The 16,086-nt window shown below is 73.8% G+C and carries 12 protein-coding genes; 6 read left to right on the forward strand and 6 right to left on the reverse strand.

The features are described from left to right. Positions 1–296: 296 nt before the first annotated feature. A complete protein-coding gene (locus ACZ5GP_RS07340) occupies positions 297–1,526 on the forward strand; it encodes an aminotransferase class I/II-fold pyridoxal phosphate-dependent enzyme (protein WP_468749862.1) in 1,230 nt (409 codons plus the stop codon). Positions 1,527–1,630: 104 nt separating this feature from the next. Beyond that, positions 1,631–2,578, forward strand: a complete 948-nt coding sequence (locus ACZ5GP_RS07345; protein ID WP_468750156.1) for an MBL fold metallo-hydrolase — start codon at positions 1,631–1,633, stop codon at positions 2,576–2,578. A gap of 148 nt (positions 2,579–2,726) precedes the next feature. Here ACZ5GP_RS07345 and ACZ5GP_RS07350 read toward each other — a convergent pair whose 3' ends face one another. Genes ACZ5GP_RS07350 through ACZ5GP_RS07360 form a run of 3 tightly spaced genes read right to left on the reverse strand, consistent with a single transcriptional unit; the run spans position 2,727 to position 5,445 of the window. Next, on the reverse strand, positions 2,727–4,001 hold the full coding sequence (locus ACZ5GP_RS07350) for an IS701 family transposase (RefSeq protein ID WP_468749863.1): 1,275 nt from the start codon (positions 3,999–4,001) through the stop codon (positions 2,727–2,729). Positions 4,002–4,054: 53 nt separating this feature from the next. Continuing rightward, entirely contained in the window at positions 4,055–4,672 is a 618-nt protein-coding gene (locus ACZ5GP_RS07355; protein ID WP_468749864.1) for a DedA family protein, read from the reverse strand. Next, positions 4,669–5,445, reverse strand: coding sequence for an MBL fold metallo-hydrolase (locus tag ACZ5GP_RS07360; RefSeq protein WP_468749865.1), 777 nt, complete (start codon positions 5,443–5,445; stop codon positions 4,669–4,671). Before ACZ5GP_RS07360 ends, ACZ5GP_RS07355 begins: the two co-directional genes overlap by 4 nt. 82 nt (positions 5,446–5,527) lie before the next feature. On the opposite strand from ACZ5GP_RS07360, the gene ACZ5GP_RS07365 reads away from it, so the two are divergent. The 3 genes from ACZ5GP_RS07365 (at position 5,528) to ACZ5GP_RS07375 (ending at position 9,768) form a co-directional block, all read left to right on the forward strand. Then, positions 5,528–5,956, forward strand: a complete 429-nt coding sequence (locus ACZ5GP_RS07365) for a hypothetical protein (RefSeq protein WP_468749866.1) — start codon at positions 5,528–5,530, stop codon at positions 5,954–5,956. Between the two features lie 177 nt (positions 5,957–6,133). Continuing rightward, the gene (locus ACZ5GP_RS07370) at positions 6,134–8,284 is read left to right on the forward strand and encodes a phage holin family protein (protein WP_468749867.1); all 2,151 of its coding nucleotides are present in this window, start codon (positions 6,134–6,136) and stop codon (positions 8,282–8,284) included. A gap of 83 nt (positions 8,285–8,367) precedes the next feature. Further along, positions 8,368–9,768, forward strand: a complete 1,401-nt coding sequence (locus tag ACZ5GP_RS07375) for an amino acid permease (protein WP_468749868.1) — start codon at positions 8,368–8,370, stop codon at positions 9,766–9,768. A gap of 11 nt (positions 9,769–9,779) precedes the next feature. Here ACZ5GP_RS07375 and ACZ5GP_RS07380 read toward each other — a convergent pair whose 3' ends face one another. The 3 genes from ACZ5GP_RS07380 to ACZ5GP_RS07390 all read right to left on the reverse strand — a co-directional run bounded on the left by ACZ5GP_RS07380 (position 9,780) and on the right by ACZ5GP_RS07390 (position 14,330). Next, positions 9,780–11,411, reverse strand: a complete 1,632-nt coding sequence (locus ACZ5GP_RS07380) for a DUF6345 domain-containing protein (protein ID WP_468749869.1) — start codon at positions 11,409–11,411, stop codon at positions 9,780–9,782. Positions 11,412–11,618: 207 nt separating this feature from the next. Further along, entirely contained in the window at positions 11,619–13,652 is a 2,034-nt protein-coding gene (locus tag ACZ5GP_RS07385; RefSeq protein ID WP_468749870.1) for a HEAT repeat domain-containing protein, read from the reverse strand. Further along, a complete protein-coding gene (locus tag ACZ5GP_RS07390) occupies positions 13,653–14,330 on the reverse strand; it encodes a DUF7019 family protein (protein WP_468749871.1) in 678 nt (225 codons plus the stop codon). A 322-nt stretch (positions 14,331–14,652) separates the two neighbouring features. Between ACZ5GP_RS07390 and ACZ5GP_RS07395 the strand changes: the two genes are divergently transcribed. Beyond that, a complete protein-coding gene (locus ACZ5GP_RS07395; protein ID WP_468749872.1) occupies positions 14,653–16,029 on the forward strand; it encodes a jacalin-like lectin in 1,377 nt (458 codons plus the stop codon). Positions 16,030–16,086: the final 57 nt, after the last annotated feature.

Raw genomic sequence — 16,086 nt, forward strand, 5'->3', positions numbered from 1 at the left:
CGATCCACTGACCTGCGCCGACGTCCCCTTCCGGCGGCCCGGTGACCTGCCCCGTCGGCCCTTTCCGCCGGCCCGGTCCCACCCGCACCGCGGGCGGCGGCACACGCCCGGGCCGATCGGCGACAACCGGGCGGGCCTTCGCCGCGACGGCGCGGGGGGACCCGTTCGCTCACCCGGGCGGGGGCCAGCGCGGGCGGGAGTGACGTGTGCGCGGTGTCATGGGCGTACGGCCGTGGCCTGGATACACACCCGCCCGACGGGGCAGGACAGGGGCACGAGAGTGCACGGAGGTACGCATGAGGCGGACGGACCCCGAGGGCCGCGGCCCCGTCCGGTACGGGCCGCCCCTGCCGGAGGCGGGCCTGCCCGTCCTGCCGGAACTGGCGTCCGCCGCCGCCTCGGCCGCCGCCCGCCCCGACGGCGAGGCCCCCGGCGGCGGCCCCGCGTTCCTGGACGCGGCGGGCGGCTACTGGTCACGCCGCGGCCTGCCCGCCGGGCACGGCCACCTCGTCGCCGCCCCCGGCGCCCCGCCCCTGCTGCTGGCCCTCACCGCGGCCCTCGGCGGCGACGTCCTGCTGCCGCGCCCCTGCCCCGCCTGGTGGGCGCCCCAGGCGCGGCTGCTCGGCCACGGCGTCTACCACGTGCCGACGCCCGCCGAGTGCGGCGGCGTCCCCGACCCGTACGCCCTCCTGGAGACCGTCCGCCGCGTCCGCGCCGAGGGCGGCCGGCCCCGGCTGCTCGTGCTCAGCGTCGCCGACGACCCGACCGCCACCGTGCCGCCCCCCGAGGTGCTGCACGAGGCCGTCGAGGCGGCGGCCGACGAGGGCCTGCACGTGGTCAGCGACGAGACCTGGCGCGACACCCTGCACCACCCCCGCGACACCGTCCTGATCGGCCCCGCCGAGATGGACCACGAGCGGGTGACCGTCCTCTGCGACCTCGGCGGCCCCTTCCTGCCCCCGAGCCTGCCCGCCGCCCTCGCCCGCTTCCCCGTCACGACGGAGGGCGCCGCCCTGCGCGCCCGCACCCTCGACGTCCTCACCGCCCTCGGCGCGTCCCTCGCGGCCCCGGCCGCCGCCGCGGCGGCCTACGCGCTGGCCGAACCGGACGAGGTCACCAAACGGCTGGCGGCCACCGTCCGCCTGCACGCACGCGTGGCCACCGCCGCGCGCCGCGCCGTCCTGGCCGCCGGCGCACTGGCCGGGCCCCCGCAGGCGGGCCGCCACCTCTACGTCGACCTCGGCCCGCTGCGCCCCGCGCTCGCCGCACGCGGCGTCGGCGACGCCCAGGACCTGGAGGACTTCCTCGGCACCCGGCTCGGGATGCCCGCGCCCGGCGGCCACCGGTTCGGCGACGCCATCGACGCCCTGCGCGTACGGCTGTCCACCGGACCGCTCCTCGGCTCGACCCCCGAGGAGCGCCTGGCGTCTCTCGGCGCGCCGGATCCCCTGGAATTGCCGCACGTGGACAGGGCGTTGCGCATATTCACAACCGCCTTCGACGATCTCCGCGCGGAAGCACGGTGAAGGGAGCCCCCTCGGTGACCCAGCAGCAGGCGCACGAGCAGGCGCGGCGGGGGCGCTCGCGGCAGCAGCGGGAGCAGGAACCCCTTTCGACCGCGCCGCCGCCCCTGCTCGGCGGCCCCCGCCGGTGGCCCCGGTCGTTCGCCGACCGGCTGACCACGCCGCTGCCCGGCCTGCGCGCCTTCGCGCGGTTCGCCCGCGAAGGGGCCCTGCGGCCGCGCCCCGAAGGCCTCGCAGACCTCGGGCGGCTGCCCTACGAGCCGGGCCCCCTGCCCCGGGTGGACGCCGACACGATCGCGGTCACCTGGGCGGGCCACGCCAGTTGGATCGTCCGCATCGGTGGCCTGACCGTCCTCACCGACCCGGTCTGGTCCCGCAGGATCCTCGGCACCCCGGCCCGGGTCACCCCCGTGGGCGTCGCCTGGAGCGCGCTGCCGCGCGTGGACGCGGTCGTCATCAGCCACAACCACTACGACCACCTGGACGCGCCCACCCTGCGCCGGCTCCCGAGGGACACCCCGGTCTTCGTCCCCGCCGGGCTCGGCCGCTGGTTCACCCGCCGCCGCTTCAGCCGCGTCACGGAACTCGACTGGTGGGAGGGCGCACAGCTGTGCGGGGTGCGCCTCGACTTCGTGCCCGCCCACCACTGGTCCAAGCGGGGCCTGCTGGACACCTGCCGGACGTTGTGGGGCGGCTGGGTCCTGACCGACGCCCGGGGGCGGCGGGTCCACTTCGCGGGCGACACCGGCTACGGCCACTGGTTCCGGCGGATCGGCGACCGCTTTCCCGGCATCGACCTCGCGCTCCTGCCCATCGGGGCGTACGACCCGCGGTGGTGGCTCAGCGACGTCCACTGCGACCCCGAGGAAGCGGTCCAGGCGGCGCTCGACCTCGGCGCCCGGCGGATGGCCCCCATGCACTGGGGGACGTTCCTGCTCTCCGCCGAGCCGGTCCTCGAACCCCTCACCCGGGTCCGCGCGGCCTGGGAGAGGACCGGCCGGCCCCGCGAGGACCTGTGGGACCTGCCGGTGGGGGCGTCACGAGTGCTGGACTGAGGCCGCCCACACACCGCGCGCACCCCCTCACGGCCCGGCCCGGCAAGATCCGGAAGAGAGGCCCTAGTAGTGCTTCGTTAGGTTCTTGTTCTGGTTCTGCTGGTTTTGAGGGGGCGGCCGCAGGTAGTGCAGGTTCCGGTCCAGCACCTCAGCAGGCCTTGGAGTGTGTCGAGGGTCTGGTAGAGGCTCGGGCCGGTGCCTGGACTTTTGGGTCGAGCCTGCGGAGGGTGAGGAAGGCCTGGGCGGCGGTGACGAGGGTGACGTGGTGGTGCCAGCCGCGCCAGGTGCGGCCCTCGAAGTGGTCCAGACCCAGGCCATGTTTGAGTTCGCGGTAGTCGTGTTCGATCCGCCAGCGCATCTTCGCCCACCGCACCAGGTCAGCGACCGGGGTGGTGGCGGGCAGGTTCGATATCCAGTAACCGGTCGGGGCGTCCTGGTCGTCCGGCCATTCGGCCAGGAGGGTCTGGGTGGGCAGGACGCCGTCCCAGCGGTTGCGGCCGCCGCCCGCCTCCTGAGCTGCGGCCAGGGACTGCTTGCCCGCAGGCCGCACTGTCAGCACCGTGAACCGTGAGGTCATCGCGCCTTTGCTGCCCTGCCGCCAGGTCACCTCGGTGAACCGCTCCGAGCCCGTCTGTGCCGCGAGGGTGGAGATGGCTCGCGGCGGGGTGCGGTAGCGGGGAAGGGTGGGCGGTCCGAGCCCTGCGTAAGCGGGCCGGTGCGGCTCGGCATCTTGTGGGTGGGCGACTTCCTTCCCGTTCAGGGCCAGGACATAGGACAGTCCCCGCCCCTGGAGAGCGAGCCGGAACGGGGTGCTGACGCCATAGCCGGCGTCGGCGACCACGACCGGGGCCTTCAGCTGCCACTGGGCGAGTGTGTCCAGGAGGCCGAGCGCCAGACGCCATTTCTCCTGGTGCACCACGTTGTCGGGGACTCCTGCCCTTCGGCATCGGTCCGGCTCGTCCGTCCACTCACGGGGCAGATACAACTGCCACTCCAATGGGCACGAGGCGTTGTCGGTGGCGGCATGGACAGTGACCGCGACCTGGCAGTTCGCCCGTTTACCGACCGCTCCGCAGTACTGGCGGGCCACCCCGACCGACGCCTTGCCGCACTTGGGGAACGACACGTCGTCGATCACCCACACCTCGGGCCTGACAAATCCGCTCAGCCGCTCGGCGATCCGCTTCCTGACCGGCAGCGGATCCCACGGCGACTGGTTCACGAACTGCTGCAGGGCCTGCATGTTCCCGTCCGGCAGACGTCCGGCCATCGGCTGGATCGAATTGCGCCGACCGTCGAGCATCAGGCCCCGCAGATAACACTCACCCTTGGCCCGCTGATCCCTACGCGGCACAGAGGCGAAAACATCCGCCACGAACATCGCTAACGCCGCCCGCAATCGGTTCACTTCATGCGCATCCACACACCCCAACATGCTCTTGATCAGCGTCAACGAAAAGACCTAACGAAGCACTACTAGGCGGGGGCGCCCCGCACCCTGCGCCACGCGCTCGGCGCCACGCTGATCAGCACCGTCAGCGCGATCGCCAACGCGACCCCCTCCCAGGGCTGCTCGAACAGCGAGCCGCCCAATATGCCGATCAACTGGTACGTCACCGCCCACGCCAGGCACGCGGGCATGTCCCCGCGGGCGAACCGGCGCAGCGGCATGTCGGCCATCAGGCACGCCAGCATCACCGGGATCCGCCCGGCGGGCACGAGCCGGGACAGCACCAGGACCATGACGCCGTGGTCCCGCAACTTGTCCTGCGCCTGCGCGAGCCGCTCCTCGGGCGCCCGGTCGCGCAGCGCCTTCAGCCAGCGCGAGCCGTTCTTCGACCGCATGCCGCGCCGCCCCAGCCAGTACAGGGCGATGTCGCCGAGGAACGCGGCGAGCGCGGCGACACCGAAGACGATCAGCAGCGCGTACGGAGGCATCCGGTGCAGGGCCACCACCGCCGCCGAGCTGACCAGCGCGCCCGTCGGCACCACCGGCACCAGCGCGCCGATCACCACCAGCAGGAACAGCGACGGATAGGCGACGGCCTGCTGGGTGCTCTGCGGCGACACCTGGGCCGCCACGGCGAGGATCACCCGGACACCTCCGGCAGCACGCTCTCGCCGTGGGCGAGCCGGTGCACCGCCACCTTCGGGGCCAGCCGCGCCGCGTGGCGCACGAACTCGTGCCCCGGCGCGTGGAATTCATGGGGGCGCACCGCGTCCATCCCTATCGGCCAGTACGTGCCGTAGTGCACCGGGATCGCGCTGCGCGGCGCGATGCGGGTGAGCGCCTCGGCGGCCCGGCCCGCGTCCAGATGCCCGTGGCCCAGATAGGGTCCCCACCCGCCGACCGGTAGCAGCGCCACGTCCACGTCCCCGACCTCGGCCGCCATCGAGTCGAACAGCCCGGTGTCCCCCGCGAAGTAGGTGCGGGCCTCACCGTGCACGACGTAGCCGAGCGCGGGGGAGTGCTGCGGCCCCATGGGCAGCCGCCGCCCGTCGTGCAGCGCCGGGACCACGCGTACGACCACGTCGCCGACCGGGACCTCCTCGCCCGGCCCGACCTCGGTGAAGCGCAGGTGGGACAGCCTGCGGGTCAGGCCGGGCACCGAGCGTGCCGCGCCGCGCGGGAGCAGCACACGGGTGCCCGGCGCGAGCCGCGCGAGCGAGGGAATGTGCAGGTGGTCGGCGTGCAGATGCGACACGAGCACGACGTCGGCGACCGCCGCGCCGGGCGGTGGCGGCGCGCCCCTGCGCCGCCGCAGATGCGCGAGTCGGCGGGCGAAAAGGGGGTCGGTGAGTACGCGGACGCCCGAATCCTCGACCGTGCAAGTGGCGTGGCCCCACCATGTGACCTCGACGGGCACCCGGTTCCTCCTTCGTACGACTGTCTCAGAGCCTACGGCCAGGAGTAGGGTCGGCGGCCGGGACCGAGGTGAGGGGGACGCCATGGGCGAGGACCCGGGCGCCGGCGGGCATGTGGTGCGGGCGGCGGCCATCGCCAGCCTCACCCCTCTGGAGGAGCTGGACGCCGACCCCTTCCTGGTCGATTCGCGCAGCCAGTACGCCATATGCGCGCGCTGGGCCGCCGACCAGGGCTATGTGATCACCCGCGAATTCCTCGTACGGGAGCTGCGCGCGGACCACGTGATGCTGTGGGCGGACGTCGAGGCGGGCCTCGTCGACCTCTTCGTGGTGCCGAGCCGCCGCGTCCTGGAGCGGGCTCTGCGCTGCCCCGAGGAGTTCACCGCGGAGTGTGCGCGGCGAGGGGTGCGGATGGAGACGGCGGGCCTCGCCGAACCCGCGTACGACGCGCGCATGAAGGCCAGGGTGCACCGCCGCCTGTCCATGCCGACGGCGGGCTACGACGGCCGCTGACCGCCCTTGATCGGGCCGCTGACCTTCCTTGACCGAGCCGCTGACCTTCCTTGACCGAGCCGCTGACCGTCCTTGACCGAGCCGCTGACCGTCCTTGATCGACGGGCGCCGGGCCCCGCCCCGACGGGTTGTGACACGCTGGTGTCCGGTTCGGGGGGAAGGGCGAGAGGGCAGGGCGTGGGGAGAGCACGGTGGCGCAGGGTCGGCAGCACCCTGTGGCGGGTGGTCGCGGTCTGGGCGGTCAGCACCCTGACGATGCTCGTCCTCGCCGGGATCCTGCCGGACTTCAAGCTCCAGGCGGACGACGGCGACAGCGCCACCCGCATCGCGGTCACCGCCGCCTACGGCGCCGGCGCCTTCGGTCTGCTCTCCGCCCTGGTGTGGCCGCTGCTGGTGCGCGCCCTGCTGCTCGTGCCCGCCCTCGTGCTCGGCCTGCTCGCCTTCTTCCTCAACGGCTCGCTCCTGCTGCTCGCCCTGAGCCTCATCCCCGAGGACCGGGGCGAGGCCGGCGCAGAGACCGCCGTAGTCGTCGCCGCGGTGATGTCGGCCGTCGCCTCGGCCGCGGGCGGCGCCCTCGCCGTCCGGGACGACGACGCCTACCGGCGGCGCCTGTACCGCCTCGCCGACCGCCGCAGGCGGCGCGGCACCCGGGAGCGGCCGGGCCCCATCGCCCCCGGCACCGTCTTCGTCCAGCTCGACGGCGTCGGCCACGACGTCCTGCGCGGCGCAGTCGCCAAGGGCCTCATGCCCACCGTCGGCCGCTGGCTGGGGGAGGAGGGCGCCGCGACCCACCGCCTGACTCCCTGGCGCACCGACTGGTCCAGCCAGACCGGCGCCAGCCAGCTCGGCATCCTGCACGGCTCCAACCACGACGTGCCCGCCTTCCGGTGGTACGAGAAGGACACCGGCGAGGTCATGGTCAGCAACCGGCCCGCCTCCGCCGTCGAGTTGCAGCGCCGTGCCGTCCGCCGCGCCGGGGACGGCGGTCTGCTCACCGTCGACGGGGCCAGCCGCGGCAACCTCTTCAGCGGGGGCGCCGAGCAGCTCGCGCTCGTCCTGTCCATGGCCGCGCGCAGGGACAAGAAGAACCGCTCGCGCGCCGGATACTTCGCCTACTTCTCCGATCCCGCCAACGCCGTGCGCACCGCGCTCTCCTTCGTCGCGGAGGTCTGCCGGGAGATCGGCGAGTCCACGCGCGCCCGCGTCGAGCGCCGCCGCCCCCGCGTGGGCCGCGGCGGGCTCTACCCCTTCATCCGCGCCTTCGCGACCGTCGTGGAGCGGGACGTGGTGGTGGCCGCCGTCATCGGCGACATGCTCGCCGGGCGCAGCGCGGTCTACGCCGACCTCGTCGCCTACGACGAGGTGGCGCACCACTCCGGGCCGACCGGACCCGACGTGGAGAAGGTGCTCCGGCGCCTGGACCGCTCGCTTGCGCTGCTCGCCCAGGTCGCCGAGCACGCGCCGCGCGCCTACCGCATCGTGCTGCTCTCCGACCACGGGCAGAGCCCGGGCGAGACCTTCCGCACCCGCTACGGCCTCACCCTCGCCGACCTCGTCCGGGCCGGCTGCGGGCTGCCCGTGCCGCGCCGGGCGCGGCGCACGCACAGCGGCGCCGAGGCCCGGGCCGCGGTACGGGCGGCGCTGCGCCGCCCGGTCGAGGAGGGCGCGGGGGAGCACCGCCCGGCCCACCGCGCGGAGCCGATCGTGCTGGCCTCCGGCAATTTGGGCCTCGTGTCCTTCCCCGACGTGGGGCACCGCATGACCCGCGAGGAGATCGACCGCCGCCATCCGGCGCTGCTGTCCACCCTCGCCGACCATCCGGGCGTCGGCTTCCTCCTCGTACGCAGTGCGGAGCGCGGCCCGCTGGTGCTCGGGGCGCGGGGCGCCGAGGTGTACCTGGACGAGGAGCCGGCCGACCTCGGGCCGCTCGCGGACTTCGGGCCGGGGGCGGCGGACGCGGTGCGCCGCACCGACGGCTTTCCGCACGCCGCCGACATCATGGTGAACTCCTGGTACGACCCGCGGGAGGGCGAGGTGCTCGCCTTCGAGGAGCAGATCGGCTCGCACGGCGGCCTCGGCGGCGCGCAGAGCCGTGCCTTCCTGCTCTCCCCGCTGGTGCTCTCCGCCCCTGTCGCGGACGGCGAGGAGCTGGTCGGCGCCGAAGCGGTCCACCGTGTGCTGCGCCGCTGGCTGGGCGAGGCGCTGGGGCCCGAGGTGCCGGTGACCGTCGCGGAGGCTCCCGTTCCGGTGAATGATCCACTGCCCCAAGAGCCCGTCGGCACAGCTTTTGCGGCCGCCGACCCGGCCGCGCAGGACAAAACACGCTGATTTGGAGCAGCGTCCGCCGTGCCCGACCATGGCTTCGCCCGGCGATCCCGGGCACCCCGGCACGACGAGAGGCGCAGCACCCCATGCACGACACCGGAACCGCACCGCAGTCGGCTCCGGCCCCCGAACAGGCGCCGCCGGCACCGGCCGAACAGGCACCGAGCAAGCACGCCCGGCGCTTCGGGCTGCCGATCGCCACCTGTCTCGTGACGGGCAACATCATCGGCGGCGGCATCTTCCTGCTCCCGGCCTCCGTCGCGCCCTTCGGCACGATCAGCCTGGTCGCCTTCGGCGTCCTGACCGCGGGCGCGATAGCCCTGGCGCTCGTCTTCGGGCGCCTGGCCGAACGCGATCCGCGCACCGGCGGCCCCTACGTCTACGCGCGTGAGGCCTTCGGCGACTTCGCAGGCTTCCTGGCCGCCTGGTCGTACTGGATCACCACCTGGGTGTCCAACGCGGCCCTCGCCGTCGCCGCCGTGGGCTACCTGGACGTGCTCGTCCCGGTCAACGAGCACAAGTGGACCGCCTGCCTCGCCGCCCTCGTCCTGCAACTCCTGCCCGCCCTCGCCAACTTCGCGGGCACCCGGTACGTCGGCGCGGTCCAGCTCGTCGCCACCGTACTGAAGTTCCTGCCGCTGCTGCTCGTCGCCGTCGGCGGCCTCTTCTTCTTCGACAGCGCCAACCTCGGGCCCTTCCGGGCGAGCGACGACAGTCCCGTCGGTGCCGTCTCGGCGGCCGCGGCCATCCTGCTCTTCTCCTACCTCGGCGTGGAGTCGGCCGCCGTCAGCGCCGGCGAGGTGCGCGACCCCCGGCGCAACGTCGGACGCGCCACGATCCTCGGCACGCTCGGCGCCGCGCTCGTCTACCTGCTCGGCACCCTCGCCGTCTTCGGGACCGTCGCGCACGACAAGCTGGTGGGCTCCAGCGCGCCCTTCTCGGACGCCGTGAACGCCATGTTCGGCGGCTCCTGGGGCGGCACCGCCGTCGCGCTGGCCGCGCTGGTCTCCATGGTCGGCGCCCTCAACGGCTGGACGCTGCTGAGCGCCCAGACGCCGTACGCGGCCGCGCGCGACGGCCTGTTCCCGAGCGCGTTCGCCAGGAAGAAGCGCGGCGTGCCGACCGTCGGCGTCCTCGTCACCGTCGTCCTCGCCTCGCTGCTGACCGTCTACAACTACACGGCGGGCGCCAGCGGCGTCTTCGAGTCCCTGGTCCTGATCACCACGTTCACCGCGACCGTGCCGTACCTGCTGGCCACCGTCGCTCAGATCTACTTCCTGGTCTCCGGGCAGGGCGAGCGCGTCCACCGCGGCCGCCTGGTGCGCGACGGGCTCCTCGCGGTCATCGCGTTCGCGTTCTCCCTGTGGCTGGTCGCCGGCTCCGGGTACGCGGCCGTCTACCAGGGCGTGCTCTTCCTGTTCCTCGGGGTGCTGGTGTACGCGGTGATGGCGGCCCGCAAGCAGCGGACCGCCACCTCTCACGCCTGACCCCGGGAGGCCTACCTCGCCAGGGGTGCGACGACCCAGCGCCGCGTCCGGAACATGCTGTCCGGCGAGCCGATCTCGATCAGCTTGCGGGCCGCGGGGTACGCCTCGTCACCGTCCAGTTCGTAGCCGACCTCGAAGGTGCCGGGCACGTCCTGGACCCGCGGCTCCTGCCGCGCCGCCGCGCCATGCCCCTCGTCGCCGGCGGTGACCGCCGCCAGGTGGGCGAGCAGCGTCCTTTGCGCCGCGTCGAGCGCCGTGCGGGGGTCGCGCTCCGACGGAGCCGCCGCGGGCCTGCCGCCACCCGGCTCGGGCGGTGCGACGTCCGCGCTCGGCTCGCGCGTCACACCGGTCGCCTCGCGGGTCGCGATCTGCGACTGGACGACGGTCCCGTCGTTGTCGAGGCCGACGCGGATCAGGCCCTGGCCCGGTGTGATGACGGGCACGCCGTCGAAGACCTGCCGGAACGTCACATGCGTCTCCAGCGAGACCGGGTGTCCGACCTCGGAGCCGTCCTTCGTCCCGGAGTTCTGCATCAAGTCGTGCACGCTGTCGATGATCAGTTCGGCGCCCTGCGCGTGCCCTTCGGCGAACGCGCGCGCCGCCGCCACGGCGCGGTCGGTGGGCAGTTGGTGGGTGTTGCGGTGGTTGGGCGCGGCGAGCCGGACCCAGCTGACCCCGCGCGCGTCGGTGGAGACGATCCGGTCGCCGGAGGCCGCGTTGAGCACGCCCTGGCGCTCCACCTGGATCTCCTGCAACGCCGCCGACGGGAAGTCGGCCAGCTGCCCGAGACGGGTGAGTTCCGCGCCCGGGTCGCACGGCGCGAGCCGCACGATCCGACGCTGCCCGGGCAGCCGGGTGAGGGCTTCCCTGACCCCTTCGCGGGCGTAGTACCAGCGCCACGCGTACCAGTTGTCCGGTACGTGCTCGCGGTAGAAGTTGCGCTCGGTGTCGAGGCGGTTGACGGCCTCGGCCTGGGTGGCGCCGGTCGCGGCTACCGAGGGCGCCTGACCGTGGTGGATGTCCCAGCTGGCGTTCAGCCAGGCGTCGCAGTACGTCTGTCCGGCCCGCCACTTCTCCCAGAACTTCTTGCCGTAGTCCGGGCTGTCGATGCTGACGGTCTCGAACCCGAAGATCATGCGGAAGCCGATGTTGGGTCCGGCCCACGTACGGATCGGCGAGTGCCCCCCGGTGACCTTCAACGAGTCACAGGTCGACCAGAAGACATAATTGGCCTTCTCGTTGCCGAGGGCCATCCGGTTCGAGACGGCGTCGGTGCGCCCGTCCCAGGCGGCACCGAGCGGCGCGAAGAACACGCCGTTGCCGTCCATGCCGCCGTGGCCCGAGTGGTAGACGGCGCAGACGGCGTCCATGCCGTACCGGTCCTGCCAGTTGTCGTACGTCTCCTCGTACGCCCACACCTGGGCGCCGCCGTCGGCGAACCAGAAGTTGCGGTCGTAGAACTGCTGGAGGTACGCCAGCCAGCCGGTGGCGTCGGCGTGCGTGTGGTAGAGCGACGACTGGTTGACGAACTTCTGGATGCTGAAGGCACCCCACCAGCCGAAGGTCGAGTCGCGCTCACCCGCCGCTTGGGGCTTCTCCGGTTGCAGCGGGGACGGACCCCGGTCCGAGTAGTTGATGCGCATGGCCATACCTCCTGGGAGGATCTCCTCGCTGTCCTGCGCGAGGGGGCCTCAAAGTGTCACCGCGGGCGGCCCTTGCCCAGCTGCCATTCAGGCCATAGGCACCTCGTCCCGGCCCTGTCCCCGCACCCCAGCGGCCCCTGTGGCGCGGCGGCCCCCACCCTGTGTTCGTATCCGCTCCCGCGCACCTGCGCCGCCGCCTCGAACATCTCAGGCACCGGCACCGACCGCACGCGGCCCGTTTTCGCCCCGGGTCTCCCGGCAGCCGGACGCCGCTTCCGGCGTGGGCCACGCGTGAGGACGGATGCGTGAGCGGGCCATGACGTCCAGCACCTCGACGTGCCACTGACGGGCATGCGTGGCCCTGAGGCAGTGGTCCAGCACCCGCTCGTGTGCCGCGTCGGTGTCGATCCGCAGCAGCCCCCGTACGACGGCCTCCTGGGCGTGGGGGTGCAAGTCGGCGTCGAGCAGCGCGGCCAGGGGCTCGACGCAGTCCGGGGTACCCCGCTCACACAGCGCGGCGCGCGCCGCCTCCCGGGTCGGGGGCGCCGTCGCCAGCCGGCCCAACGCCCGCGTCGCCTCGGCCTCGGAGCGAACGGCGAGCGCCGCGACGAGCTGGTCCGCGGCGCCCTCGCGCACGTCATCCGCGAGCCGGACGAGGACGGGCAGGGCCGCGGCGCCGATCCGGCCGAGGGCGCGCGCGGCGGCCCGCGCGATGTCGGGCTCCGGGTCGTGCGCGACGACCTCCCCGAGCGCCCTGGCCGCCGCCGGCACCGGGAAACCGCCCAACGCCGTCGCCGCCCGCCCCCGTATCGCCTCGTGCGGGGAGCGGGCGCACGCCAACACCACCGGCAGCGTGTCCGGCGCGCCGATCAGGCCGAGGGCCCGCACGGCGCGGGCGCGCACGGTGCCGGGCTGCCCCTCGTCCCGCGCCAGAGCCGCGAGGGGTGCGGATCCCGCCCGGAGCCGCAGGGCGCCGAGCGCGTCCACGACCGAGGTGCGCACCGCCGCCGGGGACGTGTCGTCCGCCAGGGCGGCCAGCAGCGAGGGCACGGCGGCCGCGTACCGGGCCACTCCCAACGTCCTTGCCGCACCGCTCCGTTGGGCCGAGGGCCGGTCCGGATCGGCGAGCAGGGCCAGGGCCTCCCGCAGCGGCGGCTTGCGCAGGCCGGCGAGCAGGTCCGCCACCGTGTCGCTGCTCCGCGCGTCGCCCAGGGCCACCAGCAGCGCCTCGACCGCTCCGGGGCCCGCGCAGGCGGCGAGGGCACGGGCGGCGGCCCGGCGCACGGTCGGTGCCGCTGCCTCGCGCAGGTGGTGCCGGAGCAGGGCGACGTACGCGGACCGGCCGGGCACGTCCACGCCGAAGAGGCCGGGGGCGTCCGCGACACGGTCGCAGACGGCGGCCACGGCGTGCGGCGGGCACCCGGCGTCGTGCGGTGCGTGGGCCGCCGCGCGGAGCACACCCCACAGAAACTCCCGGCCGCCCTCGGTCCGGGAGAGCAGGGCCGTCGCGAGGCGGCCCGTGTCGGGGTCCGGGTCGCGCTGCGTCTCGCGCAGCACCTCCTCGGCGGACGGATAGCGGCGTCCGGGCGGCCAGGCGCGGGCCTGCAGCGCGTACAGCGCCCGGAGCGCGGCCCGGCGCAGGTGCGTGTCCGAGGTGGGGGAGTGCACGAGGACGAGGAGCGCGGAGCCGGCGCGCGGGTCGCCGATCGCCCCGAGCGTGCGCACCAGGTGTCCCGCGTGGTCGGGCAGATAGTGCCAGAGGGAGGCGAGGAGCGGCGTCACCGCCTCGCGCGGGCGCAGCCGGGCCAGCGCGTCGAGCACCGGCACGGCCGTGTACCTGTGGTGGTCGCCCGCCACCAGGTCGAGCACGTGGAGGAGTCCGCCTACGGCCTCCGGACCCCCGATGGCGGCCAGCGCCTCGCACACGGACTCAACCGGTTGTACGCGACTGTCGCGCCCTTCGGCCAGCAGCCGCACCAGTGCCGGTACCGCGCGCCGCTCCCGCAGCCGCCCCAGCGACTCCGCGGCGCACCAGCGCAGTCCAGGACGTGGCTCGTCGTTCCACCGGAGACAGGCGAGGAGCGCCTCGACGGCCTCCGGCGATCCCGTGCCGCCGCCCAGCAGTCGGATCGCCGACTCCGCGATGTCCTGGTCAGCGGACCGTGCGGCCCGGCACAGGCCCGCGACATCGCCCTCCACGCGCATCCGCACCAGCTCGGCCCACGACGTCGCCCGCTCCACTCAGGCCTCCCCGCCCTCCGGGTCCGACATCGCCACGTACACCGGTGTCCCGATGACGACCGTCAGCTCCCGCCCGTCCTCCCGTGTCACGGTGCCACGCAGCAACTGACGTGCCAGGAACTCGCCGTACACCGGCGGTACCGTCAACGCCTCGGCGCACTGGCGTACTTCGCGCATGATGCTGTCACCGTCCGCGGTGCGCCTACCGTTCCGCCGGGGGACACTCATCTGCGACTCCCATGCGGGCGGGAAGTCCCGCAGCAGTGCGAACATCGACGGCAGTCCCGAGAAGCCGACCCTGGGCATGTCGGGCGCGATCTGGTAGCCGATCAAGTGGTGGGCCGAGCCGATGAGCGCGACCAGCGTGTCACCGTCCTCGCCCATCATCAGCGTCGGTCCGTTCGCGTCGCCGTACCCCGCGATCCGCAACCCCAGGTCCCCGCGGAACCAGGCCGTCGGCTCCGTCATCCAGCCGACGTCGAACTCCCGCTCCAGGTAGGCCTCCACGAGGTCGAGACGGTCGTACGCGCTCGTGTCGGCGCGCGGTGACTGCACAGCCACGCTCACGACCTTCAGGTCGACCTTGGCCTCGACGGCGAGACGCCGCAGAAGCTTCGGCGGGATCTGCCCGTACAGCATGTCCACCTTGGCGGTGGAGACGTAGAGGTAGTACCGCACGCCTAACCAGCCCCTGAGGGGCGGCGCCCCCGGGCGGCGAGGCGGCTGCCGTTGCCCATCGCTCTCCTGGCACTCCGTCCAACAGGCCCTGGCATCCCCGATGGTGAGGGCGCCGGGCCGCAGCATCCCATACTCGCCGGCCAGGATCACCGGCTTGCGCTGAACCCGACCACCGGCAGGGCCCGGCGGCTTCGCCATGACGACCAGGGCATCGCACGCCCGTTGACTCCCACGCCGGCCCTCACTACCGTCGCCTGACCACTCTCCTTCCCCGTGGAGATTCTCGGGGAGGATTCTCGCGGGCGGACGACGAGGACGTGCCATGAGCAGTGATCGGCCGAGCGTCGCCACCCGCCTGCGCCTCGCGGCGCTGTCCGTGGCCGTCACGGCGGTATGGGCCGCCACTGGCGCCGCCGCCACCGCAGGTACCGGGGCCCCTGTCCCGGCCGGGAAGGCCGTCGCGGCCACCCAGGGCTCGTTCACCGTGCTGACGTACAACGTCGCCGGGCTGCCCGAAGGGATGTCCTCCGGGCACCCTGAGCGGAACACCCCGCTGATCTCGCCGCGGCTCGCCGACTACGACATCGTCAACGTCCAGGAGGACTTCAACCACCACGCGGCCCTCTACGCCGGTGACAACCACCCGTACCGCACCGCGACCAGCGGCGGCGTGCCCTTCGGTGACGGTCTCAACACCCTCTCGGACGTGCCGTACAGCGACTTCGAACGCGTACGTTGGGACACGTGCAACGGCACCGACTGCCTGACGCCCAAGGGCTTCAGCCTCACCCGGGCGCGACTGGCGGAAGGTGTCACCGTCGACGTCTACAACGTGCACACCAACGCCGGCTCGACCGAGGCCGACCTCGCCGCGCGCCGTGCGAACATCACGCAGCTCTCCGACTTCATCGCCGCCAACTCCGGCGGCAACGCGGTGATCGTGATGGGCGACACCAACACCCGCTACACCCGCGCCGGCGACAACATCCGCGACCTCGCGAGCCGCAACGGCCTGACCGACGCGTGGGTGCGGCTCGTGCGCGACGGCTCCCCTCCGCCCGCCGGCTCAGAGCCGCTGCTGTGCGACCCCGCTCACGTCACCGACCACTGCGAGGTCGTCGACAAGGTCCTCTACCGGGGCGGCCCGCTCGTCGCGCTGAGCGCCGACCGGTACCACAACGAGCACCCGGCGTTCCGTGACGCCGAGGGCGCCCCGCTCTCCGACCACTACCCCCACACCGTGGACTTCTCCTGGAAGCTCGACCCCGGCCTGCGCGCCGGCGACCAGTTCGGGGGGCCGCACGGCACCGCGTTCAACGACAGCGACGACCTGCCCCCGGGCACTCCGGCACCCCGCACACTGACCCTGCGCGGCGGAGCCCGGCTCGACGCGGTGGCCCTGACTCTGGACGGCGGCACCGAGCTGGTCCACGGCGGCGCCGGCGGCACCCTCGTCTCCCTCACCCTGGCTCCCGGCGAGCACCTCACCTCGGTCACGCTCACCAAGGGGCAGAAGGACGGCCGCACCCGCCTCTTCTCCGCCAGGTTCGGCACCGACGCGGGCCGTTCCCTCGCCGCGGGCACCCCGACCCCGGACGCCGTCACCTTCACGGCCCCGGCCGGCACACGGATCGTGGGCTTCACGGGCCGTGCGGGCGTCGGCGTCGACAAGCTCGGGATGATCTACGCGCCGCGGTGAGCCGCCGTCGCAGGGCCCGCCCCGGACGTAAAAGCCTATGTTGACATAGGTATGGGC

Source organism: Streptomyces sp. NPDC031466, from assembly GCF_055581265.1.

What these genes read in the sequence shown, in the direction of transcription:
- ACZ5GP_RS07375 (WP_468749868.1), top strand. Translation starts at nt 8,368, where the DNA reads ATGCACGACACCGGAACCGCACCGCAGTCGGCTCCGGCCCCCGAACAG.
- ACZ5GP_RS07380 (WP_468749869.1), bottom strand. Translation starts at nt 11,411, where the DNA reads ATGCGCATCAACTACTCGGACCGGGGTCCGTCCCCGCTGCAACCGGAG.
- ACZ5GP_RS07395 (WP_468749872.1), top strand. Translation starts at nt 14,653, where the DNA reads ATGAGCAGTGATCGGCCGAGCGTCGCCACCCGCCTGCGCCTCGCGGCG.
- ACZ5GP_RS07340 (WP_468749862.1), top strand. Translation starts at nt 297, where the DNA reads ATGAGGCGGACGGACCCCGAGGGCCGCGGCCCCGTCCGGTACGGGCCG.
- ACZ5GP_RS07365 (WP_468749866.1), top strand. Translation starts at nt 5,528, where the DNA reads ATGGGCGAGGACCCGGGCGCCGGCGGGCATGTGGTGCGGGCGGCGGCC.